This window comes from Streptomyces marokkonensis (genome assembly GCF_008312835.1).
Lineage (GTDB): Bacteria > Actinomycetota > Actinomycetes > Streptomycetales > Streptomycetaceae > Streptomyces > Streptomyces marokkonensis_A.
In genome coordinates this window covers 180,910-204,820 of sequence record NZ_VSKS01000010.1, presented here as the reverse complement: position 1 = coordinate 204,820, position 23,911 = coordinate 180,910, and the positions used below count along the sequence as shown (strand labels likewise).

Genomic DNA, 23,911 nt, shown 5'->3' with positions numbered 1-23,911 from the left:
GGGGCGACACCCATTAGCGCTCCGGTGTGACCGCGCGCGGCTCCGCATCCTCCGCCGGGTTCGGTGGCACGACCACCACGGGGCTCGCCGCGTGGAGCAGTACCGCCTGGGTGACCGAACCCATCATCCGCGCGGGCGCCAGCAGGCGACGGCGATGGCGCCCCACGACGACCAACTCCGCGTCCTGCGACGCCTCGACCAGGTGACCGGCGGCATCGCCCGGCAGCACGTCGGTCTCGGCGGTGACCTGGGGGTGCCGTTCCCGGTGCGCGGCCAGGAAGCCCTCGGCGAGGGTGCGCGTCTCGTGCTCGACGGCGTCCTGGTCGATCTCCGGCGGCGGCATCTCCCCCGGCAGCATCCAGGTCTGCAGCGGCCACGGATACGCGGCGACGATCCGGAGCCGGACACCGCGCAGGGCGGCCTCGGCGAAGGCGAAGGCGAGGGTCGCCTCGTCGGGACTGTCGGCGTGCAGGCCGACCACCACGGGCCGGCCGGACCCGGACGGCGCGCCCCCGCCGTCCTCGCCACGGGGCCGGGGCACCACCACGACGGGACACTCCGCGTCGCGTGCCGCCGACAGTGAATTGGAACCGAGCAGCAGACTGGCGAACCCGCCGCGCCCGCGGGAACCCAGCACCAGCAGCCGTGCCGTCGCCCCCGCCTCCGGCAGCAACGCGCCCGGCGCGCCCTCCAGCGCGACGTACTCCACGGCGGGGAGCGCGGCCTCCTTCGCCAGGTGGCCGCGGACCTGGTCGAGAACCGGGTCCTCGCCGGGGTCGGGCGGCCCGGCGGCCAGGACCTCGGGCTGCGCCCAGGGGGCGTACTGGCGCACGTGCACCACGCGCAGCGGGGCCTCGCGCCGGCGGGCGGCGTCGAGGGCCCACTCCAGGGCACGCAGGCTGTCTTCCGATCCGTCCACCGCCGCGACGACCGGCTGGGTGCTCATAGTTCCTCGCCTCCGGAGTACGACCTTCGCCTTCCCCGGGCCAGCCTGACTCAGGCACGGCGCGGCAACGGCGCTTCAGCTCGCGTGTCCGGAAAAACGCGGGGAACACGTCGCCGCGGCCGGCCGTCCCCCGACGGCCGCCCCGCTCACGTCAGGTCGAACTCGCCTTCGCGCGCTCCCGACACGAACGCGCCCCACTCGGCGGGCGTGAAGATCAGGGAAGGGCTCTCCGGGCGGCCACTGTTGCGCATGGCGATGAAACCCTCCACGAAGGCGATCTGGACATCGCCCAGGCCCCGGCTGCTGGACTGCCACTGTGCGTTGCTGAGGTCCAGGTCCGGCTTGTCCCAGCCCCTGAGCGGGCGCTGCTGGGTGGTGCTCTCGGCCACGTCCGTGCTCCTCCCGATTCGTCGTCCGCGGTCAGCCTAGCGACCGGGTCCTGCCCCCGACAGGCCGCGGGAAGAGTACCGGTGCGTCCCGGGGCGTCCCGGGGGGGCGGGGTAAACAGGGACGGCGCGGCTTGAACCCCTGGCGGCGGGCGTCCGTACTGGTGGGGGCGGGCCCGCTCACCGGGCGCCGTTCGCCATGCCGTCGCAGTACCGCACGGAAGGACCCTCCGGGTGTCGCTCTTCATTCGCTCCCGCCGGCTGCCGGACGCCACCGAGGGCGGAGCGGACCGGGACGGCGACCCGGCCGCGCCGGAGGAGGCCGTCGGGAGCACGCCGGACGCCACGCCGCCGGGCTGGTTCGGCTGGCGCCGCCGCTGGCCCCGTACGGCGCGCGGTGTCACCGTCGGGACCACCGTCCTCGCCGGGGCCCTGGTGCTGGCCGCGCTTCTCCTGCCCAACCGCGTGGAGCGGGTGGGACCGGTGGCGTTCCTCCGGCTGCCCGCCGAGGGGATCCTCCTCGCGGCGCTGCTGCTGGCGCTGCCGCCGAGGTTCCGGCGGATCACGGCGGTCGTCGCGGGGGTGCTCCTCGGTCTGCTCACCGTCCTGAAGGTCGTGGACATGGGCTTCTACCAGGTGCTGGCCCGGCCCTTCGACCTGGTGCTCGACTGGATCCTGCTCGACGACGCGGCCGACTTCGTCCGGGAGTCGTTCGGTCGGGGCGGGCAGGTGCTCGCCGTGATCGGCGTGATCGTGCTGTTCCTGGCCGTGCTGGTGCTCATGACGCTGGCGACGGTCCGGCTGACCGGCCTGATGGTCCGCCACCGTCCCGTCGCCACCCGTACGACGCTGGTCCTGGGCGTCGTGTGGATCACCTGCGTCACGCTGGGAGTGCAGAACTCCGGCGTGCCGGTCGCCGCCCGGAGCAACGCGGACATGCTGGGCAACCGGGTGGAGCAGGTGCGGGCGGGGCTGCGCGACGCGCGGGTCTTCGAGAAGCAGGCCGCCGTCGACGCCTTCGCGAAGACGCCGCCGGACCAACTGCTCACCGGGCTGCGCGGCAAGGACGTGCTGTTCACGTTCATCGAGAGCTACGGCCGGGTGGCGATCGACGACCCGGCGATGGCGGAGCCGGTCGACGCGGCGCTGAGGGACGGCACCAGGAGGCTCGAGGACGCCGGTTTCGCCTCCCGCAGCGGCTGGCTGACCTCCCCGGTGACGGGCGCCGGCAGCTGGCTCGCCCACTCGACCTTCCTGTCCGGACTGTGGATCAAGAACCAGCAGCGCTATCGCTCTCTGACCACCAGTGACCGCATGACCCTCACCAACTACTTCCGCAAGACGGGTGACTGGCGCACCGTCGGGATCGTGCCCGGGGTGCGGCGGGCCTGGCCGGAGGGCGAGTTCTTCGGCCTGGACCACATCTACGACTCGGAGCACCTCGGCTACCGCGGGCCGTACTTCAGCTGGACCCCCGTGCCCGACCAGTTCAGTCTCGAGGCCTTCGAACGCCTGGAACACGGCAGGAAGGACCGCGAGCCGATCATGGCGGAGATCATCCTCGCCTCGAGCCACAATCCCTGGTCCCCGATCGCGCGGATGATCGACTGGGACGATCTCGGTGACGGCTCGGTGTTCCACGGGATCAAGAAGGAGGGCACGGATCCCAAGGAGGTCTGGAAGGACCCGGACAGGGTGCGCACCGAGTACCGGCGCGCGATCGAGTACTCACTGCGCAGCCTCACCGAGTGGGTCCAGCGGTACGGCGACGAGGACACGGTCCTGGTCTTCCTCGGCGATCACCAGCCGGTGCCCACCGTCACCGCGGGGGACACCGGCAAGGACGTGCCGGTCACCATCGTGGCCAAGGATCCCAAGGTGCTGGACCGGGTGGCCGGCTGGGGCTGGACCGACGGTCTGAAGCCGGCTCCGGACGCTCCGCGCTGGGGCATGGACAAGTTCCGCGACCGCTTCATGACGGCGTACGGACCGCGGGGCGAGGACGCCGCCGCGCCGTGAGCGGCTCCGCCACGCGCCCCGCGAACCACTACGCCGGCAGGGGGGTTCGCCCCCGCCGCCCCTTCCCGTCCCCCCGGGGGCGCTGCCCCCGGACCCCCGCTCCTCGAACGCCGGAGGGGCTGACTTCCAGCCCCTCCGGCGCGGGAAGAAGCACGGGCCGCGCTCTTGCCCCGGGCGACGGTGGCCTGACTTACTGATCCCGGAGGATCGACCGAATGATCGGTCGTCCGGCTGTGCGCGACGGTTGAGGGGAAGGTGCTGATGACGGAGGCGGCGGACCTGCTGGACCCGGCGGAACGGCTCGGCCCGGAGGAACTGCGGGCGCTGCAGCTCGAGCGGCTGCGGAGCTCGCTGCGGCACGCGTACGAGCGTGTGCCGTTCTACCGTGAGTCCTTCGACAGGGCGGGCGTCCACCCGGACGGCTGCCGTTCGCTGTCCGATCTGGCCCGGTTCCCGTTCACCACCAAGGCGGACCTGCGGGAGAACTACCCGTACGGGATGTTCGCCGTGCCGCGCGACCGCGTCCGCCGCATCCACGCCTCCAGCGGCACCACCGGCCGCCCCACGGTCGTCGGCTACACGGAGGGCGACCTGTCGATGTGGGCCGACCTGGTGGCCCGGTCGATCCGTGCGGCGGGCGGCCGGCCCGGTGACACGGCGCACGTGGCGTACGGCTACGGCCTGTTCACCGGTGGTCTGGGCGCCCACTACGGGGCCGAACGGCTCGGCTGCACGGTGATTCCGGCCTCCGGCGGCATGACGTCCCGTCAGGTGACGCTGATCCAGGACCTGCGGCCGTCCGTCATCATGGTGACGCCGTCCTACATGCTCACCCTGCTGGACGAATTCGAGCGGCAGGGCGTCGATCCCCGCTCGACCTCGCTGCGCGTGGGGATCTTCGGCGCGGAGCCGTGGACGGAGCGGATGCGGCAGGAGATCGAGGAGCGGTTCGCGATCGACGCGGTCGACATATACGGGCTGTCGGAGGTGATCGGGCCGGGTGTCGCGCAGGAGTGCGTGGAGACCAAGGACGGTCTGCACATCTGGGAGGACCACTTCTTCCCGGAGGTCGTCGACCCGCTCACCGGTGAGGTCCTCCCGGAGGGCGAGCGGGGCGAACTGGTCTTCACCTCGCTCACCAAGGAGGCGATGCCGGTCGTCCGGTACCGGACGCGGGACCTGACGCGTCTGCTGCCGGGCACCGCCCGGGTGTTCCGGCGGATGGAGAAGGTCACCGGGCGCAGCGACGACATGGTGATCCTGCGCGGGGTGAACCTCTTCCCCACGCAGATCGAGGAGATCGTGCTGCGCACCCCCGGCGTGGCACCCCACTTCCAGCTCCGTCTCACCACCCGGGGCCGGCTCGACCGGCTCACCGTCCGCGCCGAGGCCCGTCCGGACGCGGACGCGGCGACGCGGGAGACGGCGGCACGGTCCATCGTGGCGGCCGTGAAGGACGGCATCGGGGTCTCGGCCGACGTGGAGATCGTCGATCCGGAGACGCTGGAGCGTTCGGTGGGCAAGATCCGGCGGATCGTGGATCTGCGCGAGAAGCGGGGCTGACGGCCTGCCCGGCTACGCGGCGTCCACGATCCGTTCGACCGCGGCCGTCACCAGCCGCTCGCGCTCTTCGGGAGCGAGTACGTCCGGCAGGGTGAGCTGTTCGACGATCAGCCAGTTCAGGGCGAGGTACAGGAGCTTGACGGCCGTCGCGTCGCCGGGGAGGCCGGAGGCCTCGTGATAGCTGAGATTGGCCGCGAGGTCGGCACGGACCCGCTCGGTGAGCACCCTGCGCAGTTCGGGCCGGCGGGTGGCCTCCAGGCGGAGCTCGAGCAGTGCGAGGTAGCCGGTGCGGAACGAGGCGATGCGGCTGACCAGTTCACGCATCAGCGCGGCGTAGACCTCCCGGTCGCGCCCGGCGGCCTGCTGCCTGGCCACGGTCTCCTCGTCGGGCTGGAGCCGCTCGTAGACGCGGGCGCCCGCCTGGGTGAGCAGGTCGTCGCGCGAGGTGAAGTAGTTCGACGCGGTGCCCAGGGGCACGGCGGCCTCGGTGTCCACCGCCCGGAAGGTCAGGCCCCGGGCGCCGTCCCGGGCCAGCACCTCGATCGCCGCGTCCACCAGTGCGGCCCGCCGCTGCTCGTTCCGTCTCACCACTGCCACCACTCCGTCCGCCGGCATCCACCACACCACTCCAGGCAGAGTACTACGAGCGGAGTTATCCACCTCGGGGCGGATCTCCCCGGCTGCCGCGCACGCCCCATTGACACATCCGGTACATGACAGGAAAGTTTCACTCCGCACGGCGGTCCCGAAAAATACCTTCAGCCCTCGCAAGGGCCCCGAGACGGGAGGAACCCGATGACGGACGAAGGGGCCGGAGGCATCACCCGGCGGCAACTGGGCGCGGGCGCCATGGCTCTGGGGGGCGCGCTGACCTTCGCGGCCCTCCCGGCCGACCCGGCCTCGGCCGCCCGGCCGGCGCGCGGCCCCCGTACGACGCTGCGGCACGGATCGGCCCGGCGCGCCGGACTGCTCGCCGCTCCTCTGCGCCAACTCGTCACCGACGCCGAGGCGTTCCTCGCACCGTCCCCCAGGCACCCCTGGTACGCGGGCGCCGTCCTGCTCGCCGGACGCGGTGGCACGGTCGCGCTGCACCGGCCCCTCGGCATGGCGGTGCGCTACCGGGCGTACGACGAGGTGACGGACACCGGCGTGGAGTTCCCGGCGGACCGTCAGATCCCCATGACCGAGGACACCGTCTTCGACCTGGCCTCGGTGTCGAAGCTGTTCACCTCGATCCTCGCCGTGCAGCAGATCGAGCGGGGCACGCTGGAACTGGACGCGGCGGTCGCCTCGTACCTGCCGGACTTCGGGCGTGCGGGCAAACAGGACGTCACGATCCGTCAGCTGCTGACGCACACCTCGGGTTTCCGCGCGTGGATCCCGCTGTACAACGCGCCCACGCCGCAGGAGAAGGTCCGGCGCGTCTACGACGAGGCGCCGGTCAGTCCGCCCGGGACCGCGTATCTGTACTCGGACCTGAACCTGATCTCGCTCCAGCTGGTCCTGGAGCGGGTCACCGGCCGCACGCTCGACGTCCTCCTGCACGACGGGATCACCGGCCCGCTGGGCATGCGCCGCACCCGCTACAACCCTCCCGCCTCCTGGAAGCCGCGGATCGCGGCGACGGAGGACGCCCGCAGGCCGTGGTCCGGTCTCGACCGGGGGCTGGTGTGGGGCGAGGTGCACGACGAGAACGCCCACAGCCTCGGCGGCGTCGCGGGGCACGCCGGCGTGTTCTCCAACGCCTGGGACCTGGCGGTCCTCGGCCGGACGCTGCTCAACGGCGGTGCCTACGGCCGGGAACGGATCCTGACGCCGGAGTCGGTGGAGCTGATGTTCACGGACTTCAACACCGCCTTCCCGGGGGACGAGCACGGTCTGGGCTTCGAGCTCTACCAGCACTGGTACATGGGCGCGATGGCCACCCCGCGCACGGCGGGCCACACCGGTTTCACCGGTACCTCCCTGGTGCTCGACCCGACGACCGACTCGTTCCTCGTCGTGCTGGGCAACTCCGTCCACCCCGTGCGCAGTTGGCGCTCCGGTTCCGCTCCCCGCGTGGCCGCCGCGAACCAGCTCGCCCGCGCGGTGCCGGTCCGGCCGGCCCGGGGCCGTACCGCGTGGTTCTCCGGAATGGCCGGATCGGCGACGGCGACCCTCACCCTGCCCGCGCTGGACACCTCGTCCGGCGGGGCCCGGCTGCGCTGCTCACTGTGGTGGGACACCGAACCCCGCGCCGACGTCCTCGTCCTGGAGGCCGCCGCGGACGACGGCACGGCCTGGCAGCCGGTGCCGTTCACCACGAAGCGGCGGGGCGGGGAGACCGAGCACCACCCCTCGGGCACGGCCACCGGCTGGTCCGGCCGCGTCTGGCACGACCTCACCGCGCACCTGCCCGCCGCGCGCGGCCTCACCGTGCGCTGGCGGTACACGACCGACCGGCTCTACGCCGGGCGCGGCGCCTACGTCGACGCGGTGCGCGTCGAGGCGCCCGGCGGCCGGCTCTTCGACGAGACACGCCCGGCGGACGCGGCACGGGTCCGCGCCGAGGGCTGGACCCGGTCGGCCGACTGAGCCGGGGCCGTCAGCCCTCCCCCGCCTCCAGGACCGCCATGGCCGCGTTGTGGCCCGGCACGCCGCTCACCCCGCCGCCGCGCACCGCGCCCGCGCCGCACAGCAGCACGTTGGTGTGCCGGGTCTCCACGCCCCAGCGGCCGGTGCCGTCCTGGGCGTGGGGCCAGGAGAGTTCGCGGTGGAAGATGTTGCCGCCGGGCAGCCCGAGATCGCGCTCCAGGTCCAGCGGGGACCGGGCCTCCAGACACGGGCGCCCGTCGGCGTCGGTGGCCAGGCAGCCGGCCAGGGGCTCGGCCAGATGGGCGTCGAGCTGGGCGAGGGTCGACGTCAGCAGTTCCTCACGCACGGCGTCGTTGTCCCGCTCGAACAGCCGGGCGGGGGTGTGCAGTCCGAACAGGGTGAGGGTCTGGTAGCCCCGGGCGGCCGGCTCCGGGCCGAGGATCGTCGGGTCGGTGAGCGAGTGGCAGTAGATCTCGGAGGGCGGCGCGGCGGGCAGCTCGCCGGCGGCGGCCTGGGCGTGGGCGGCGGCCAGCTGCCCGTACCCCTCGGCGATGTGGAAGGTGCCGGCGAACGCCTCGCGCGGGTCGACGGAGGTGTCGCGCAGCCTGGGCAGCCGCTCGAGGAGCATGTTCACCTTGAGCTGGGCGCCCTCGGCCCGGGGCGGGGGCTCGTCGCCGGTGAGGGCGGCGAGTTCCTGCGGGGACGCGTTGACCAGGACGTGCCGCGCGGTGGCCACGCCCTCGCCGTCGGCGGTGCGGTGGGTGACCTCGGCCGTACGGCCGTCGGTGTCGATGCGCACCGCACGGTGTCCGGTGGCGATGACCGCGCCGGCGGCGCGGGCGGCGTCGGCCAGCGCGTCGGTGAGGGCGCCCATGCCGCCGACCGGGACGTCCCAGGCGCCGGTGCCGCCGCCGATGACGTGGTAGAGGAAGCAGCGGTTCTGCTTCAGGGACGGGTCGTGGGCATCGGCGAAGGTGCCGATGAGGGCGTCGGTGAGGACGACACCGCGCACCAGGTCGTCGGCGAAGTGGTCCTCGACGGCGACGCCGAGGGGTTCCTCGAAGAGGATGCGCCAGGCCTCGTCGTCGTCGACCGTGCGGCGCAGCTCGTCGCGGGTGGGCAGCGGTTCGGTGAGGGTCGGGAAGACCCGGCGGGCGACCCGGCCCGTCATCTCGTAGAAGCGCTGCCAGGCGCGGTGTTCACGGTCGGAGCCGGTGAGGCGGGCGAAGGCCTCGCGGGTGCGCTGCTCGCCGCCGCCGACGAGCAGCCCGGTGGGCCGCCCGCCGCGTTCGGTGGGGGTGTACGAGGAGATGGTGCGGGTGCGCAGCCGGAAGTCGAGCCCCAGATCCTGGACGATCTTCCGGGGCAGCAGGCTGACCAGGTACGAGTACCGGGACAGCCGTGCGTCGACGCCGGCGAACGGGCGGGTCGAGACAGCCGCCCCGCCGGTGTGGTCCAGCCGCTCCAGCACCAGCACGGAGCGCCCGGCCCGGGCGAGGTAGGCGGCGGCGACGAGGCCGTTGTGGCCCGCGCCGACGACGACGGCGTCGTACGTCCGGGAACCCTCGGGTGCGGTCATGGTTCTTCGTAACACGTGATGATCCGCACCGGCCAGACGCGGTCCGCGTCACGCGCCTCCGGCCGCCCCCTGCTGCCGCAGTGCCGCCACCCTGCGGTAGAGCCCCGCCGCCTCCTTGCCGCGGCCCAGCCGCTCCAGGCAGTGCGCCTCGTCGTTGCGGGCGGCGAGGGTGTCGGGGTGGTCCGCGCCGAGGACCCGCTCGCGGGCGTCGGCCACCGTGCGGTACTCGGTCAGCGCGTCCGCCCAGCGGCCCAGCCAGCCCAGCCCGACGGCGACCTCACGGCGGCTGACCAGGGTGTCCGGGTGGTCGGCGCCGAGGACCCGCTCGCGCAGCGCGCACACGTCGCGGGACTCGGCGAGGGCGTCCACCCAGCGGCCGAGGCGGCCGAGGTTGACGCCGATGCCGTGCCGGGCGCGCAGGGTCTCGGGGTGGGTGGGTCCCTGCACGCGGGTACGGTCCTCGACCAGGCGGCGGTAGAGGTCGAGTGCCTGGGCGGTGCGGCCGAGCCGGCCCAGGCCGATACCGGTCTCGTAGCGGGCGGCGAGGGTGTCGGGGTGGTCCGGACCGAGCGCCCTGGCACGGGCGTCGGCGACCTCGCGGTAGGTCTCCAGGGCCTCCGTCCAGCGGCCCAGCCGTCCCAGGGTGTAGGCGACCTCGTACCGGGTGACGAGGGTGTCGGGGTGCTCGGGGCCGAGCACCCGGGCGCGGGCGGCGGCCACCTCGCAGGCCATGCCGTGCGAGTCCTCGAGGCGCCCCAGCCTGCTGAGGTTGAAGGCGAGGTCGTGGCGGCAGCGCAGGGTGTCGGGGTGGTCCGGCCCCATGGTCCGCTCGCGGGCGGCGAGTACCGACAGGTAGACCTGGTGGGCGTCGAAGGGGCGGCCGAGCCGGGCGAGGACGTAGGCCATCTCCTGGCGGGCGGCCAGGGTGTCGGCGTGGTCCGGGCCGAGCACGCGGATGCGGGCCCCGGTCACCCGCTTGTACGCGCGCAGCGCGTCGGCGGCGCGGCCGGTGCGGCTGAGGGAGAACGCGACCTCGAAGCGGCTGGCGAGGGTGTCGGGGTGGTCGGGTCCGAGGAGGTGCTCCCGTTCGGCGGCGACCGCGCGGTGCACCTCGCCGGCCTCCGTCCAGCGGCCGAGGCGTCCCAGGCTCAGACCCGCGTCGTGGCGTCCGGCGAGGGCCGCCAGGGCCTCCCGCGACGGGGTGGGCCGCTCCTCCGGCGCGGGCTGCGCGCGGGCGCCGGTGGCGGGGCGGGCGATCCACTCACCCGACAGGCCGCCCGCCGGGTCGGGGGGCGCGGTGCGCAGTCCGGCGCCGGCCGCCCTGTGCCCGGAGGTCATGCCGCGCGTCCAGGACGGCAGCCGGGCCGCGCGCCCCGCCGGTCCGGGCTCGTCCGCGCGAGGTGCCCCGGCCGCGCGTCCGGGCGGGGCGGCCGGGGCCGGGGTGGCCGGCGCCGCGGCCGGGGCCGCGCGCAGCGCGCCGATCCGGTCGGCCACTTCGCGGGCGCTGTCCGGGCGCCCGCCCGGCTCCTTGGCCAGCAGGTCCAGGATGATCCGCTCCAGGCGTTCGGGCAGTTCGGCGCGGTGGCCGCGGGGCGGCCGGGGCGGGGTGTCGCGGTGGCCGACGAGGATCGCCCAGGCGTCGTCGAGGTCGAACGGCGGTACGCCGGTGGCGATCTCGTACAGCACGCAGCCGAAGGAGTACAGGTCGCTGCGCCGGTCGACCTCCGAGCCGCTGATCTGCTCCGGCGACATGTAGTGCGGGGTGCCCATGGCGATGCCCGTGCCGGTCAGCCGGGAGGTGAAGCCGATGTCGTGGCCGAGACGGGCGATGCCGAAGTCGCAGATCTTCACGGTGCCGTCGTCCAGCCGCACGATGTTGGCGGGCTTGAGGTCCCGGTGCACGACGCCCTGGTCGTGGGTGTAGGCGAGGGCCGCGGCGACCTGGCCGGCGACCTCCACCACCTCGTCGACGGGCAGCGGGTGCTGCTTGTTGTCCTCCAGGAGCTGGCTGAGGTTGCGGCCCTGGAGCAGTTCCATCACCAGGTACAGCACGCCCTCGGACTCACCGAAGTCGTGCACGACGGTGATCCCCCGGTGCTGCAGGGCGGCGGCGACCCGGGCCTCGCGCCGGAACCGCTCGCGCAGCACACGTCCGAACGACTGGTCGTGCTGCGGGCCGGCAGGTTTGAGGCACTTCACCGCGACCTGACGGCCCAGTGACTCGTCCCGCGCCCGCCACACCTCACCCATGCCGCCGCGTCCGATCCGGTCGAGCAGCCGGTACCGGCCGTGGATCAGCCTGCTGTCCCCCATCTCCTTCGCCCGCCCCCGTCGCAGTCCGCCGCGCCCTCCCCTGGCTCGTCCAGTATGGCGACAACTCGCCCGCGTTTGTACGGTGCCGGACGCGCGGCTCCCGCGGCCCGTGGGCCCGGTCAGTTCAGGGTGACGAGGAACTCCGTGCAGGCACGGGCGCAGGTGCGGCAGGCTTCCGCCGTCCCTTCCGCCCCGGAGTAACCGTCGAACGCCCGCGCGCTCTCCAGGCACACCTGCCGGCACCACTCGACCTGGATCCGGATGGTCGCCTCGTCCACCTGGTTCTGCTCGGACAGCATGCGGCAGGTCGCGTCGCAGACCTCCGCGCACATGATGCCCTTGCGTCGTACGAGTTCCTGGTTCTCGGAGCCGTCCGGGTCGACCAGGCCGGCTCGCGTCGCGCAGGCCCGTGCGCACTCGGTGCAGGCCTGGGCACAGGCGAAACGGTCTTCCAGGAACCGGAACAGCTCCTCCTGCGATGTCGTGGTCACACCGCGCGGGTTGCCGCGACCCCGGAGGTCAAACGTCGGCGCGGTCCGGTGACGGCGAGGTGAGCCGGTTCGCGGCCCGGACCGGGGGTACCCGCGAGCCATGATGAACACCTCATGGATGGAGACGGCCGACCTCGCGGCGAGCCGCGGCGCCGTCGGCGCCGGGCTGGCGGTGGCGGCCGTGGTGGTGGTGGCCCTGCTGATCGGCATGTTCGTCCTCGGCAGCCGCCGGGTCGGGAACAGCAGGACGCGCAGGCCCGCGCCCGAGGAGCAGCCCCGCATGCCCGAGGGGGGCCCGGTCCGCGAGGTGCGGGAGCAGCGTGCGCCGGACGAGATGCCCAGGAGCGACGAGCGCCTGACACCGCACGAGCTGAAGGGCCACGGCAACGCCGGCAGCCGCACCGGCGCGCCCCAGGAACGGCCCCGCTGGGACGAGGGCGGCAGCGGTTCGTTCGGCAGCGGCGGACCGGGCCGCAGCTGACCGTCCCGCGCCGGCGAGCACTGCCGGCGCCACGCACCGTCGTACAGAGGGACGTGAGCACCATGGCCGATCCAGGACGCGACACCCCGTTGCCGCCGCACGGCACCCCGGACCAGCGGGGCAGGCCGAAGGGCGACCGTACGTAGACGGGCGGGCCACCGCCCGTCGCACCGGGGCGGGTTGTGTGCCCGTCGACCGCAGGAATGCGGTCGACGGGCACACAACCCGCCCCTTTCGCATGCGCAGTGAGGTGGATCACAGGGCTGTGGTGCATCGTTCCGCGGGGTCCCGGGCCTTTGTGTGGGTGTAAGGGGTTGTTCGCACGCGGGGCGGTGGGGATGGAGCGGTTTCGGGCCGACGGCTTCGACGAGTTCGTGGCTGGCCGCTGGTCGGCGCTGCTCCATGTCGCGCGTCTGCTCACCGGCGGCGACCGGCAACGCGCCGAGGACCTCGTCCAGGAGGCCCTGGTGAAGCTGTGGTTCGCCTGGCCGAAGGTCGCCGAGCAGGCACCGGAGGCGTATGTGCGTCAGGTGCTGGTGCGGATGGCGGCGCGTTCGGCCCGGCGGCGATGGTGGGGGGAGCGTCCGGTGGGGGAACTGCCCGACCGGCCCGGACCGGGTGACGTGTCCGCGGCCGTCGCGGAGCGCTCGCGGCTGGAGGCCGCCCTGGCCCTGCTGCCTCCCCGGCAGCGGGCCGCGGTGGTGCTGCGCTACTGCGAGGACCTGCCCGAGAGCCAGGTGGCCCAGGCCCTCGGCTGCCCCGTGGGCACCGCCCGCTCCCACGCCTCGCGCGGGGTGGCGCGCCTGCGGCAGATCCTGTCCGACTCCGTCAGGCCCGTGGGGTGAGGGGAGAAGCGATGGACGACTTCGAGCGCGAGCTGACGCGCATGATGCGCGACAGCCGGCAGCCGGCTCCCTTCGGGCCCGGGCACCGGGCGCGCCTGTACCAGGGCATCCGGGTCCGCCGCCGGTCGCGGGTGCTGTGGCGGGCCGGCGGCTCGGCCCTCGCCGTGGCCGGGCTGAGCGTCGGGCTGGCCCTGCTGCCCGGCACCGGGTCCCGTTCCCTGCCCGCCGACCGCCCGCCCCTGCCGGCGACCAGTCCGACGCCGCCCCCGCGGTCCCCCGGGCCCACCTCCGCCCCGAGCCCGTCCCTCCCGCCCACGGGCACGGCCGGGACCACGTACCCGGGGACCACGTACCCCGGCACCACGGCGCCCGAGTACGACGGCACACCGACCTTCCCGCCGTCCGACACGCCCGACGCGAGCATGCCGGCGACGACCGCGCCCCCGCCACCGGTCTCCACGGAGCCGCCGGTCGCACCACCGTCGACGGAGCCGGACCGGAGTCCCTCCATGACCGCCGGCGGCTGACGACCCCACCGCCCCGTCCCCGGGCGATCCCGCCCGGGCCGTTCACCCGACCATCAGCCGGGCGCCCTCGGCATGCCCTCGGGGCCCGCCCGGGCCCTGTCGTGCCCCGCGCCGGAAAGAGACCGTGAATCCGTCATGAGAACCGCGAGGCGGCCGGCACCGACCGGCCGCCGCACATCCGAAGCGTCCGCGTCCCGGGTGGCCCTGCCGCGCCGTGCCCCGCTGTCCGCGCCCCACCCGGACCCCGTCCTGGACGTGGTGGTGCCCGTGCACAACGAGGAGAACGACCTGGAGTCCTGTGTCCGGCGGCTCCACGCCCACCTGACGGGGACCTTCCCCTACCCGTTCCGGATCACCGTCGCCGACAACGCCAGCACGGACCGCACCCCGCGGATCGCCGAACGGCTGGCCCGGGAGCTTCCCGGGACACAGTGGCTGCGGCTGGCCGAGAAGGGACGCGGCCGCGCCCTGCACACCGCCTGGTCGCTCTCGCCCGCCCCGGTGCTCGCCTATCTGGACGTGGACCTGTCCACGGATCTCGCGGCCCTGCTGCCGCTGGTGGCGCCGCTGATCTCCGGGCACTCGGACATCGCGATCGGCACCCGCCTGGCACGCGGCTCCCGGGTGGTGCGCGGGCCGAAGCGGGAGATCATCTCCCGCTGTTACAACGGGCTGCTGCGCGGCACCCTCGCCGTGGGGTTCAGCGACGCCCAGTGCGGCTTCAAGGCCGTACGGCGGGACGTCGCGGAGCGGTTGCTCCCGGTGGTCGAGGACCGGGAGTGGTTCTTCGACACCGAACTGCTGGTGATCGCCGAGCGCGCCGGGCTGCGCATCCACGAGGTGCCTGTGGACTGGGTGGACGATCCCGACAGCCGGGTCGACATCCTCTCCACGGCGCTGGCCGATCTGCGCGGCGTGGCCCGGCTGGGGCGCGCGCTGACCCGTGGCCGGCTGCCCCTGGCCGCGCTGCGCCGCGCCGAGACCCTCGACGAGGCCGCCGGGCTGCCGCCCGCCCTGGTCCCCCAGCTGCTGCGCTTCGCCGCCGTCGGGACCGCGTGCACCCTGCTCCATCTCGTGCTCTTCGGCGTGCTCCGGCCCGCGGCGGGCGCCCAGGCGGCCAACGCGCTCGCTCTGCTGGCCGGTGCCGTAGCCAACACCGCCGCGAACCGGCGGCTCACCTTCGGGGTGCGGGGCCGCGACGGGGCACTGCGCCACCATCTCAAGGGCCTGGTGGCCTTCCTCGCGGGCCTCGTCCTCACCGGCGGTTCGCTGGCCGTCCTGCACCGCGCCGCACCCGGAGCCGGCTCCCGCGCGGAGCTGCTGACACTGGTCACCGCCAACCTCGCCGCGACCCTGCTGCGCTTCCTCCTGCTGCGCGCCTGGGTGTTCCCCGGCCACCGCTCCCGCCGTACGACAGGATCCTCCGCCTCATGACCACCGCCCAGGCCGGGCCGGCCACGTCCGCGCCCCTGCCCCGCGTCCCCCCGCCGCCCGCCCCGTCCCCGCGCGAGCGGCTGCGCCGCGCCGCCGCGCACTGCGGGCCCGTCCTCGCGGTGTACGGCGTGCTGAAGCTCGTGGGCTTCGCCGTCTTCATGTTCCTGCTGGACTCGGCCGGCGACTTCCGCGAGAAGCACCCGCGGTTCGGCGGGGGCGCGCACACCTGGGACGTCCTGGGCAGCTGGGACGGCTGGTGGTACCAGCAGATCGCCCTGCACGGCTACGACCCGGCGCTGGAGCCCGTCCCCGGCGCCACCGGTCTGATCACCCTGAAGGGCAACTCGGCCGCGTTCTTCCCGCTGTACCCGGCGCTGATGCGGATGGTCTCGGAGGTGACCGGCCTCGGCCCGTACGGCGCCGGCATGACCGTGTCGGTCGCCTTCTCGTTCGTCGCGGCGCTCGGCATCCACGCCGTCACCACGCGGCTGGGCGGGCACAGGGCCGGTCTGGTCGCCGTCGGGCTGTGGGCGGTGTGGCCCGGTTCCGGCGCCGAGTGGGCGGTGTACTCCGAGTCCCTGTACACGGCACTGGCCGCGTGGGCCTGCTGGGCCGTGATGACGCGCCACTGGCTCACCGCGGGGGCGCTGACCTTCACCGCCGGGCTCGCCCGGCCGACGGCGGTCACCCTGGTCGCCGCGCTCGCCGTCGCCGGACTGCTCGCGGTGCGGCGACGGGGGGAGGGCCTCGGGCGCCCGCTGGCCGCGGTGGTGATCGCCCCGCTGGGCATGGCCGGCTACCTGGGCTGGGTGGGGCACCGGATGGGCGACTGGGGTGGCTACAACAAGCTCCAGGACGGCGCCTGGGGCCACAGATTCGACTACGGCCGGCACAGTTTCGACGTGCTCACCTCCGTGCCCGTGGGTCACTTCGACTACCTGTTCGCGATGCCGATGGAGGACGTGATCGGCGTCGGGGTGGTGCTGCTGGTGCCGGTGCTGACCGTGCTGCTGGTGCGGCTGCGTCCGCCCGCCGTCCTCGTGGTCTACACGGTGCTGTCGTACCTGATGGTGATGGCCACCCAGCAGTACTTCGGCAACGTCTCCCGCTATCTGCTTCCCCTGTTCCCGCTGTTCGTCCCGCTCGCCGTGGCGATGAGCCGCCTGGGGTGGCCGTCGCTGGCCGCGGTCCTGGGTACGGCGGCCATGGCCTCGGGGTCGTACGCGGGTTATGTCCTGTTCGAGCTCGGCGTGCCCTAGGCCTACCGTGGAGGGATGGCTGCCGGCGCGGTGACGCTGTTCCTGTGCGGCGACGTCATGCTCGGGCGTGGCGTCGACCAGATCCTGCCGCACCCGGGCGACCCGGCGCTGCGGGAGGAGTACGTCCGCGACGCCCGCGACTACGTGGGCCTCGCGGAGGCCGTGAGCGGCCCCGTTCCCCGTCCGGTCCCCTTCGCGTGGCCGTGGGGCCGGGCCCTGCGGGTGCTGGAGGAGGCCGCCCCGGACGTGCGGATCGTCAATGTGGAGACGTCGATCACCCGCAGTGACGTGTTCGCGCCGGGCAAGGCCGTGCACTACCGCATGCACCCGGCCAACGTGCCCGCTCTCGCGGTGGCCCGTCCCGACGTGTGCGTCCTGGGCAACAACCATGTGCTGGACTTCGGCCGCCCGGGACTCCGGGAGACGCTGGACGTGCTGGACGGCGCGGGCCTGAGGGCGGCGGGCGCGGGGCGGGACGCCGACGCGGCGTACGCGCCCGCGATGGTCCCCGTCGAGGGCGGCCGGGTGCTGGTGTTCGCCCTCGGGACGACGTCGAGCGGCATCCCGCCGGGCTGGGCGGCCACGGCGGACCGGTCCGGCGTGGCGTACCTCGCGGAGCCCTCGGTCCCGGCGGCCGAGGCGGTCGCCCGGCGGGTACGGCGGACGAAGGGGCCGGGGGACGTCGCGGTGGTGTCGGTGCACTGGGGTTCGAACTGGGGCCACCACGTCCCCCGGAGCCACGTCCGCTTCGCCCACGCCCTGGTGGACGGCGGGGTCGACGTGGTCCACGGCCACTCCTCGCACCACCCCCGCCCGCTCGAGGTGTACCGCGGCCGGGCGGTCCTGTACGGCTGCGGCGACTTCGTCGACGACTACGAGGGCATCTCGGGCCACGAGGAGTTCCGCGACGACCTGCGGCTCGCGTACCTGCTGTCGCTCGACGGGGACACCGGCCGGGTGGCCGGCCTGCGGATGGTGCCCCTGAGGGCCCGGCGGTTGCGGCTCGAGACCGCCGCGCCGGACGAGCGGGTCTGGCTGCGGGAGACCCTCGACCGGATCAGCGGCGCGGACGTCGCACTGGACGCCGACGGCACGCTCACCGTGGCCCTCCCCCGGTGACCGTTTCGGCCGGTCCCGGCGGGGGCACCCGGGCCCGGCCGAGGCAGGCAGTCCCCGTGTGCGAGGCAGGAGGTCCCCGTATGACGGACGACATCGCGCGAGCGGCCGGGCACACCGATCCGCCGCCCCGCATGGGCTTCTTCACGGACACCTCGGTGTGCATCGGGTGCAAGGCGTGCGAGGTGGCGTGCAAGGAGTGGAACGCCATCCCCGAGGACGGCCTCGAGCTGACCGGCATGTCCTACGACAACACCCAGGGCCTCGGCGCGAGCACCTGGCGGCACGTGGCCTTCGTCGAGCAGCGCACGCCGCCGCCCGGCGCGGCGCACGGGGGCGCCCCGGACGACGTCGACGTGTTCGACGCCGCCCGCAACCTCACCGGCTCCCCCGGGGGCGGCGAGGTGCGCTGGCTGATGGCGTCCGACGTGTGCAAGCACTGCACGCACGCCGCCTGCCTCGACGTGTGCCCGACGGGCTCGCTGTTCCGCACCGAGTTCGGCTCGGTCGTCGTGCAGGAGGACATCTGCAACGGCTGCGGCTACTGCGTGTCCGCCTGTCCGTACGGTGTCATCGAGCGCCGGCCCGAGGACGGACGCGCCTGGAAGTGCACCCTGTGCTACGACCGTCTCGGCGTGGGCATGGAACCGGCCTGCGCGAAGTCCTGCCCGACCGAATCCATCCAGTTCGGCCCGCTGGAGGAGCTGCGGGAGCGCGCGGCGGGCCGGCTGGCGCAGTTGCACGCGGCCGGGGCCGGCGACGCCCGCCTGTACGGGGAGGACCCGCGCGACGGGGTCGGGGGCGACGGCGCGTTCTTCCTGCTGCTGGACGAGCCGGAGGTGTACGGGCTGCCGCCCGACCCGGTCGTCACGACCCGCGATCTGCCCGGCATGTGGCGGCACGCGGCGGCGGCCGCCGTCTCGCTCGCCGCACTGGCCGTCGCCGGCTTCGCCGGGAGGCCGCGGTGAGCGGGGGCTTCCGGGACGGGGCGCGGGACGCCGGGCGCCGGCGCCGCCGGGGGCGCGGCGAGCAGGCCGTGGTCCCGGACGCCGAGTTCGCCTCGTACTACGGCAGGCCGGTCCTGAAGCGGCCGGAATGGAAGCCGCTGGACGTCGCGGGCTACCTCTTCCTCGGCGGCCTCGCCGGGGCGTCGTCGCTGCTGGCCGCCGGGGCGGACGTCACCGCCCGGCCCGCGCTGGCCCGCACGGCGAAGCTGGGTGCGGCGGGGGCGATCGCCCTGTCGCTGGCGGCACTCGTGCACGACCTGGGCCGTCCCGCCCGCTTCCTCCTCATGCTCCGCGTCTTCAAGCCGACGTCCCCGATGAGCATGGGGTCGTGGCTGCTCGCGGGCTACGCGCCGCTCACGATGGCCGCGGCCGCCGCCGAGGTGTCGGGCAGGTACCGGACCGCGGGTGCCGCCGCCACGGCGGGCGCCGCCGCCCTCGGCCCCGCGGTGGCGACGTACACGGCCGTGCTGATCTCCGACACCGCCGTGCCGTCGTGGCACGAGGGGTATCGCGAGATGCCGTACGTCTTCGCCGGGTCCGGCGCCACCGCGGCGGCGGGTCTGGCCCTGGCCGCGGTGGAGCCCGCGCAGACCGGACCGGCCCGCCGTACGGCCGTCCTGGGCGCGGTGCTCGAACTGGGCGCCCTCCGGCTGATGAGGCGGAACATGGGGCAGGCGGCCGAGGCGTACGAGGAGGACCGGCCGCGGGCGTGGCTGCGCGCGGCGGAGGTGCTCACGGCCGGCGGCGCCGCGCTGGCGGCCGGCGGCGCCGCGCTGGCGGCCGGCGCGGCCGGCCGCGGCCGGGTGCTCACCGCACTCGCCGGCACGGCCCTGCTGGCCGGTTCCGCGGCCCTGCGGCTCGGCGTGTTCCACGCCGGCGTGGTCTCGGCCGAGGATCCCCGGTACACGGTCGTCCCCCAGCGGGACCGGCTGACGGCCCGGTCGCGGACCGGGGAGCCGTAGCCGCCCGTCACGGGCGCGAGCGGAGGCCGGTCCCGCGGCCTGATTGGCGGGCGCGGGCGCGGGTACCCCGCCCTGGCAGAACGCGTACGGCGAAAGGGCAGGCGTCATGGGCGTGCGCACCTGGATCGATTCCTGGCCGGTCTACCGCCAGCTCACGGGCACCGACCCGCTGGGCCGGGGCGCCGCCGCCAAGAGCGGGCCCAGTGGGCGGCTCGCACCCCGGGTCGCCACGGCGGACCGGGTGGTGAAGTCGGTCTGCCCGTACTGCGCCGTCGGGTGCGGCCAGAACGTGTACGTGGAGGACGGGCGCGTCACCCAGATCGAGGGCGACCCCGACTCCCCCGTCTCCCGCGGCCGGCTGTGCCCCAAGGGAGCGGCCAGCCTGCAGCTGACCACCGGGGGCGCGCGCGAGCACCGGGTGCTGTACCGGCGTCCGCACGGCACCGGCTGGGAATCCCTCGGCCTGGACACGGCGATGGACATGATCGCCGACCGGGTGATCGAGGCCCGCCGGGCGGGCTGGCAGTGGGAGGTCGACGAGACCCGCACCCGGCGCACCCTCGGCATCGCGAGCCTGGGCGGCGCCACGCTGGACAACGAGGAGAACTACCTGATCAAGAAGTTGTTCACCGCCATGGGGGCCGTCCAGATCGAGAACCAGGCGCGCATTTGACACTCCTCCACCGTTCCCGGTCTGGGAACCTCGTTCGGCCGCGGCGGCGCGACCACCTTCCAGCAGGACCTGCAGAACTCCGACTGCATCCTCATCCAGGGCTCGAACATGGCCGAATGCCATCCGGTCGGGTTCCAGTGGGTGATGGAGGCCAAGGCCCGCGGGGCGAAGGTGATCCACGTCGACCCCCGGTTCACCCGCACCAGCGCGATGGCCGACCTGCACGTGCCGCTGCGGGCCGGTTCGGACATCGCCTTCCTCGGCGGGATCGTCAACCACGTCCTGCGGACCGGCGCGTACTTCCGGGACTACGTGGCCGCCTACACCAACGGGCCCGTGATCCTGAGGGAGGACTTCCGGGACACCGAGGACCTGGACGGCGTGTTCTCCGGGTTCGACGCCGGGAACCGGGGCTACGACCCGAGCAGCTGGCAGTACCGGGGCGTCGACGTACAGGCGGCTTCCGGGCAGCGCGACCTGCGGTTCGAGAAGCTCAACGAGTCCCCGGCCGTCCCGGAGGCGGCACGCGGCGAGTCCCACGGCGCCGGCGGGCCCACGATCGGGGAGGGCGAGCCGGAACGCGACGAGACGATGACCCACCCCCGCTGCGTCCTGCAGGTCCTCAAGCGGCACTACGCCCGCTACACGCCTGAGATGGTGGAGCGGATCTGCGGTGTTCCCCAGGACCTGTTCCGCCAGGTGTGCGACCTGGTCACCGAGAACTCCGGACGGGACCGCACCACCGCCCTCGCGTACGCGGTCGGCTGGACCCAGCACACGGTCGGTGTGCAGTACATCCGCGCGGCGTCCGTGCTGCAGAGCCTGCTCGGCAACATCGGCCGTCCCGGCGGCGGCATCCTCGCGCTGCGCGGGCACGCCTCGATCCAGGGCTCGACGGACATCCCCACGCTGTTCAACCTGCTGCCCGGCTACATCCCGATGCCCCACGCCCACCAGAAGCAGGACCTGGACGCCTTCGTCCGGGCCGACGCCGCGCCCAAGGGCCACTGGGGCAACATGCGGGCCTATCTGGTGAGCCTGCTCAAGGCGTACTGGGGCGACGCGGCGACCGCCGAGAACGACTTCTGCTTCGACTACCTGCCGCGGCTGACCGGCTCCCACTCCACGTACGAGACCGTCATGGCCCAGCTGGACGGCACCTGCAAGGGCTACTTCCTGATGGGCGAGAACCCCGCGGTCGGTTCCGCCAACGCCAAGCTGCAACGCCTGGGCATGGCCAACCTGGACTGGCTGGTGGTGCGGGACTTCTCCCTCATCGAGTCCGCCACCTGGTGGAAGGACGGTCCGGAGACCGAGACGGGCGAGCTGCGCACCGAGGACATCGCCACGGAGGTGTTCTTCCTGCCGGCCGCCGCGCACACCGAGAAGGACGGCAGTTTCACCAACACCCAGCGGCTGCTGCAGTGGCACCACCAGGCCGTCGAGCCGCCCGGTGAGGCGCGCAGCGACCTCTGGTTCACCTTCCACCTCGGACGGATCGTCCGGGAGAAGCTCGCCGCGTCCACCGATCCGATGGACCGGCCGCTGCTCGACCTGACGTGGGACTACCCGACCTCCGGTGCGCTCGCCGAACCGGACGCCGAAGCCGTGCTGGCCGAGATCAACGGCCGTGACGCCGAGGGCGCCCCGCTGTCGGGCTCCGAGCAGCTCGCGGACGACGGATCCACCTCCTGCGGCTGCTGGATCTACTGCGGGGTGCACGCCGGCGGCGTCAACCGGGCCGACCGCCGTACCCCCGGCGACCGGCAGGACTGGATCGCCGCCGACTGGGGCTGGGCCTGGCCGGCGAACCGCCGGGTGCTGTACAACCGGGCCTCGGCCGACCCGGACGGCAGGCCGTGGAGCGAGCGCAAGGCCCTGGTGTGGTGGGACGCGGAGCGGGGCGAGTGGACCGGGCACGACGTCCCCGACTTCACGAAGGACAAGCCGCCCGGCCACGTGCCGGCGAAGGACGCGACCGGCCCCGAGGCGCTGTCGGGAACCGACGCGTTCATCATGCAGGCCGACGGCAAGGCCTGGCTGTTCGCGCCGTCCGGTCTCACCGACGGACCGCTGCCGACGCACTACGAGCCGCAGGACTCCCCGTTCCCCAACCTGCTGTACGGCAGGCAGCGCAACCCGGTACGGCATCTGCTGCCGCCGCACGCGGACAACCGCTACCAGCCCAGTGCGGGAGAGCCCGGCAGCGAGGTGTTCCCGTACGTCGCCACCACCTACCGGCTGACCGAGCACCACACGGCCGGCGGCATGTCCCGCTGGCAGCCCTATCTGGCCGAGCTGCAACCGGAGTTCTTCTGCGAGGTGCCACCGGGGCTCGCGGCCGAGCGGGGCCTCACGCACACCGGCTGGGCGACGATCGTCAGCGCCCGCGCGGTGATCGAGGCACGGGTGCTGGTCACCGACCGCATGGCGGCGCTGACCGTGCACGGCCGCCGGCTGCACCAGGTGGGGCTGCCCTACCACTGGGGCCCGAACGGCTACAGCACCGGGGACGCCGCCAACGAGCTGCTGCATCTGTCCCTCGACCCCAACACCCACATCCAGGAGGCCAAGGCGTTCGCCGTGGACATCCGGCCGGGGCGCCGTCCGAGGGGCCCGGCCGCCCGGGAGCTGGTACTGCGCTACCGGGCGCGGGCGGGCATCGACGCGGAGACCGGGACCGAGCTGTGAGGCTCACCTCAGGACGACGGAGTGCGCGCCCCTGGGGACGAGTTCCCCGACGACCGTGGCGCCCGGCACCTCACCCGCCACCAGCAGCCCGCCCGAGGTCTGGGCGTCGGCCAGGAGCAGCCGGGTGTCCTCGTCCGCCGGCCCGAAGTCGGTGAACGGCGTCACCCAGTCCAGGTTCCGCCGGGTGCCGCCGCTGACGTAGCCGTCCCGCACCGCCTGCCGGGCCCCGTCGAGGTAGGGCACGGCAGCGGTGTCGATCACGGCGGTGACGCCCGAGGCGCGGGCGAGTTTGTGCAGATGGCCGAGGAGGCCGAAGCCGGTGATGTCGGTGGCGCAGGTCGCCCCGGCGGCCAGGGCGGCGGCGGAGGCGTCCCGGTTGAGGGCCACCATGGTGGCCACCGCCTGCGCGAACCGCTCGCCGGTGGCCTTGTGCCGGTTGTTGAGCACGCCCAGGCCGAGCGGTTTGGTGAGCGACAGCGGCACCCCCGGGCGGCCGGTGTCGTTGCGCAGCAGCCGGTCCGGGTCCGCGAGGCCGGTGACGGCCATGCCGTACTTGGGTTCCGGGTCGTCCACGCTGTGCCCGCCGCCCACGTGGCAGCCCGCCTCGGCGGCGACGTCCAGTCCCCCGCGCAGCACTTCCCGGGCCAGCTCGAAGGGCAGGACGCCCCGGGGCCAGGCCAGGAGGTTGACGGCGAGGACGGGGCGCCCGCCCATCGCGTACACGTCGGACAGGGCGTTGGCGGCGGCGATGCGCCCCCAGTCGTAGGCGTCGTCGACGACGGGGGTGAAGAAGTCGGCGGTGGACACCACGGCCCCGTGCCGGCCCGGCAGGGCCACCACGGCCGCGTCGTCCCCGGTGGCGAGCCCGACCAGGAGCGAGGCGTCACCGGCGGCCGGCACCGGTCCGGCGAGCCCGGCGAGCACGTCCTCCAGTTCTCCGGGCGGGATCTTGCAGGCACAGCCGCCTCCGTGGGCGAACCGGGTGAGACGTACGGGCGCTTCGGGCGGGGAGTGCATGTGCCTGGCTCCTTGTCGGTTGATCGGG

General features: G+C 74.1%; 19 protein-coding genes. 12 read left to right on the top strand and 7 right to left on the bottom strand.

The genetic code is table 11. From position 1 onward, the window contains the following. Positions 1–13: 13 nt before the first annotated feature. Together F1615_RS19250 and F1615_RS19245 are read right to left on the bottom strand one after the other, a co-directional pair. Positions 14–946 (bottom strand): universal stress protein, encoded by a 933-nt coding sequence (locus tag F1615_RS19250; protein ID WP_149550228.1) that lies wholly within the window; start codon positions 944–946, stop codon positions 14–16. A 146-nt stretch (positions 947–1,092) separates the two neighbouring features. Next, positions 1,093–1,335 (bottom strand): DUF397 domain-containing protein, encoded by a 243-nt coding sequence (locus F1615_RS19245; RefSeq protein WP_149550227.1) that lies wholly within the window; start codon positions 1,333–1,335, stop codon positions 1,093–1,095. 231 nt (positions 1,336–1,566) lie between these two features. Between F1615_RS19245 and F1615_RS19240 the strand changes: the two genes are divergently transcribed. Beyond that, positions 1,567–3,351: a sulfatase gene (locus F1615_RS19240; protein ID WP_149550226.1), complete on the top strand. Its 1,785-nt coding sequence runs from the start codon at positions 1,567–1,569 to the stop codon at positions 3,349–3,351. Between the two features lie 261 nt (positions 3,352–3,612). Next, positions 3,613–4,914, top strand: a complete 1,302-nt coding sequence (gene paaK, locus F1615_RS19235) for a phenylacetate--CoA ligase PaaK (RefSeq protein WP_149550225.1) — start codon at positions 3,613–3,615, stop codon at positions 4,912–4,914. Between the two features lie 12 nt (positions 4,915–4,926). Here the strand turns inward: paaK and F1615_RS19230 are convergent, their stop codons facing one another. Then, entirely contained in the window at positions 4,927–5,505 is a 579-nt protein-coding gene (locus F1615_RS19230) for a TetR/AcrR family transcriptional regulator (RefSeq protein ID WP_149550224.1), read from the bottom strand. Between the two features lie 204 nt (positions 5,506–5,709). On the opposite strand from F1615_RS19230, the gene F1615_RS19225 reads away from it, so the two are divergent. Continuing rightward, the gene (locus F1615_RS19225; protein WP_149550223.1) at positions 5,710–7,488 is read left to right on the top strand and encodes a serine hydrolase domain-containing protein; all 1,779 of its coding nucleotides are present in this window, start codon (positions 5,710–5,712) and stop codon (positions 7,486–7,488) included. Between the two features lie 10 nt (positions 7,489–7,498). On the opposite strand, the gene F1615_RS19220 is transcribed toward F1615_RS19225, so the two are convergent. From F1615_RS19220 to F1615_RS19205, 3 genes are all read right to left on the bottom strand, one after another. Next, positions 7,499–9,067, bottom strand: a complete 1,569-nt coding sequence (locus tag F1615_RS19220) for a phytoene desaturase family protein (protein ID WP_208818357.1) — start codon at positions 9,065–9,067, stop codon at positions 7,499–7,501. 48 nt (positions 9,068–9,115) lie between these two features. After that, a complete protein-coding gene (locus F1615_RS19215; RefSeq protein WP_149550221.1) occupies positions 9,116–11,380 on the bottom strand; it encodes a serine/threonine-protein kinase in 2,265 nt (754 codons plus the stop codon). Between the two features lie 119 nt (positions 11,381–11,499). Continuing rightward, positions 11,500–11,871, bottom strand: coding sequence for a ferredoxin (locus F1615_RS19205; protein WP_149550220.1), 372 nt, complete (start codon positions 11,869–11,871; stop codon positions 11,500–11,502). A 100-nt stretch (positions 11,872–11,971) separates the two neighbouring features. Between F1615_RS19205 and F1615_RS19200 the strand changes: the two genes are divergently transcribed. From F1615_RS19200 to fdh, 9 genes are all read left to right on the top strand, one after another. Beyond that, entirely contained in the window at positions 11,972–12,352 is a 381-nt protein-coding gene (locus tag F1615_RS19200) for a DUF6479 family protein (RefSeq protein WP_149550219.1), read from the top strand. 338 nt (positions 12,353–12,690) lie between these two features. After that, positions 12,691–13,197, top strand: a complete 507-nt coding sequence (locus F1615_RS19195) for a SigE family RNA polymerase sigma factor (protein ID WP_149550218.1) — start codon at positions 12,691–12,693, stop codon at positions 13,195–13,197. A gap of 11 nt (positions 13,198–13,208) precedes the next feature. After that, entirely contained in the window at positions 13,209–13,724 is a 516-nt protein-coding gene (locus F1615_RS19190; RefSeq protein WP_244328788.1) for a cellulase, read from the top strand. Between the two features lie 135 nt (positions 13,725–13,859). Next, positions 13,860–15,158 (top strand): bifunctional glycosyltransferase family 2/GtrA family protein, encoded by a 1,299-nt coding sequence (locus F1615_RS19185; RefSeq protein ID WP_149550217.1) that lies wholly within the window; start codon positions 13,860–13,862, stop codon positions 15,156–15,158. Then, a complete protein-coding gene (locus F1615_RS19180; RefSeq protein ID WP_149550216.1) occupies positions 15,155–16,417 on the top strand; it encodes a hypothetical protein in 1,263 nt (420 codons plus the stop codon). Before F1615_RS19185 ends, F1615_RS19180 begins: the two co-directional genes overlap by 4 nt. Positions 16,418–16,432: 15 nt before the next feature. After that, complete coding sequence (locus F1615_RS19175; protein ID WP_149550215.1) at positions 16,433–17,536, top strand: CapA family protein; 1,104 nt, start codon at positions 16,433–16,435, stop codon at positions 17,534–17,536. A gap of 80 nt (positions 17,537–17,616) precedes the next feature. Continuing rightward, positions 17,617–18,501 (top strand): 4Fe-4S dicluster domain-containing protein, encoded by an 885-nt coding sequence (locus F1615_RS19170; protein ID WP_149550214.1) that lies wholly within the window; start codon positions 17,617–17,619, stop codon positions 18,499–18,501. Then, positions 18,498–19,502 (top strand): NrfD/PsrC family molybdoenzyme membrane anchor subunit, encoded by a 1,005-nt coding sequence (gene nrfD, locus F1615_RS19165; RefSeq protein WP_244328787.1) that lies wholly within the window; start codon positions 18,498–18,500, stop codon positions 19,500–19,502. Before F1615_RS19170 ends, nrfD begins: the two co-directional genes overlap by 4 nt. A gap of 106 nt (positions 19,503–19,608) precedes the next feature. Next, the gene (gene fdh, locus F1615_RS19155; protein ID WP_208818356.1) at positions 19,609–22,866 is read left to right on the top strand and encodes a formate dehydrogenase; all 3,258 of its coding nucleotides are present in this window, start codon (positions 19,609–19,611) and stop codon (positions 22,864–22,866) included. A gap of 3 nt (positions 22,867–22,869) precedes the next feature. On the opposite strand, the gene selD is transcribed toward fdh, so the two are convergent. Continuing rightward, positions 22,870–23,883, bottom strand: coding sequence for a selenide, water dikinase SelD (gene selD / locus F1615_RS19150; protein ID WP_149550211.1), 1,014 nt, complete (start codon positions 23,881–23,883; stop codon positions 22,870–22,872). Between the last annotated feature and the right edge of the window lie 28 nt (positions 23,884–23,911).

Excerpts from the sequence above, each read along its gene's own strand:
- F1615_RS19200 (WP_149550219.1), top strand. The coding sequence starts at position 11,972 with ATGATGAACACCTCATGGATGGAGACGGCCGACCTCGCGGCGAGCCGC.
- F1615_RS19175 (WP_149550215.1), top strand. The coding sequence starts at position 16,433 with ATGGCTGCCGGCGCGGTGACGCTGTTCCTGTGCGGCGACGTCATGCTC.
- F1615_RS19215 (WP_149550221.1), bottom strand. The coding sequence starts at position 11,380 with ATGGGGGACAGCAGGCTGATCCACGGCCGGTACCGGCTGCTCGACCGG.
- F1615_RS19250 (WP_149550228.1), bottom strand. The coding sequence starts at position 946 with ATGAGCACCCAGCCGGTCGTCGCGGCGGTGGACGGATCGGAAGACAGC.
- F1615_RS19225 (WP_149550223.1), top strand. The coding sequence starts at position 5,710 with ATGACGGACGAAGGGGCCGGAGGCATCACCCGGCGGCAACTGGGCGCG.
- F1615_RS19220 (WP_208818357.1), bottom strand. The coding sequence starts at position 9,067 with ATGACCGCACCCGAGGGTTCCCGGACGTACGACGCCGTCGTCGTCGGC.
- paaK (WP_149550225.1), top strand. The coding sequence starts at position 3,613 with ATGACGGAGGCGGCGGACCTGCTGGACCCGGCGGAACGGCTCGGCCCG.
- F1615_RS19195 (WP_149550218.1), top strand. The coding sequence starts at position 12,691 with ATGGAGCGGTTTCGGGCCGACGGCTTCGACGAGTTCGTGGCTGGCCGC.
- F1615_RS19185 (WP_149550217.1), top strand. The coding sequence starts at position 13,860 with ATGAGAACCGCGAGGCGGCCGGCACCGACCGGCCGCCGCACATCCGAA.
- F1615_RS19180 (WP_149550216.1), top strand. The coding sequence starts at position 15,155 with ATGACCACCGCCCAGGCCGGGCCGGCCACGTCCGCGCCCCTGCCCCGC.
- F1615_RS19170 (WP_149550214.1), top strand. The coding sequence starts at position 17,617 with ATGACGGACGACATCGCGCGAGCGGCCGGGCACACCGATCCGCCGCCC.
- selD (WP_149550211.1), bottom strand. The coding sequence starts at position 23,883 with ATGCACTCCCCGCCCGAAGCGCCCGTACGTCTCACCCGGTTCGCCCAC.
- F1615_RS19190 (WP_244328788.1), top strand. The coding sequence starts at position 13,209 with ATGGACGACTTCGAGCGCGAGCTGACGCGCATGATGCGCGACAGCCGG.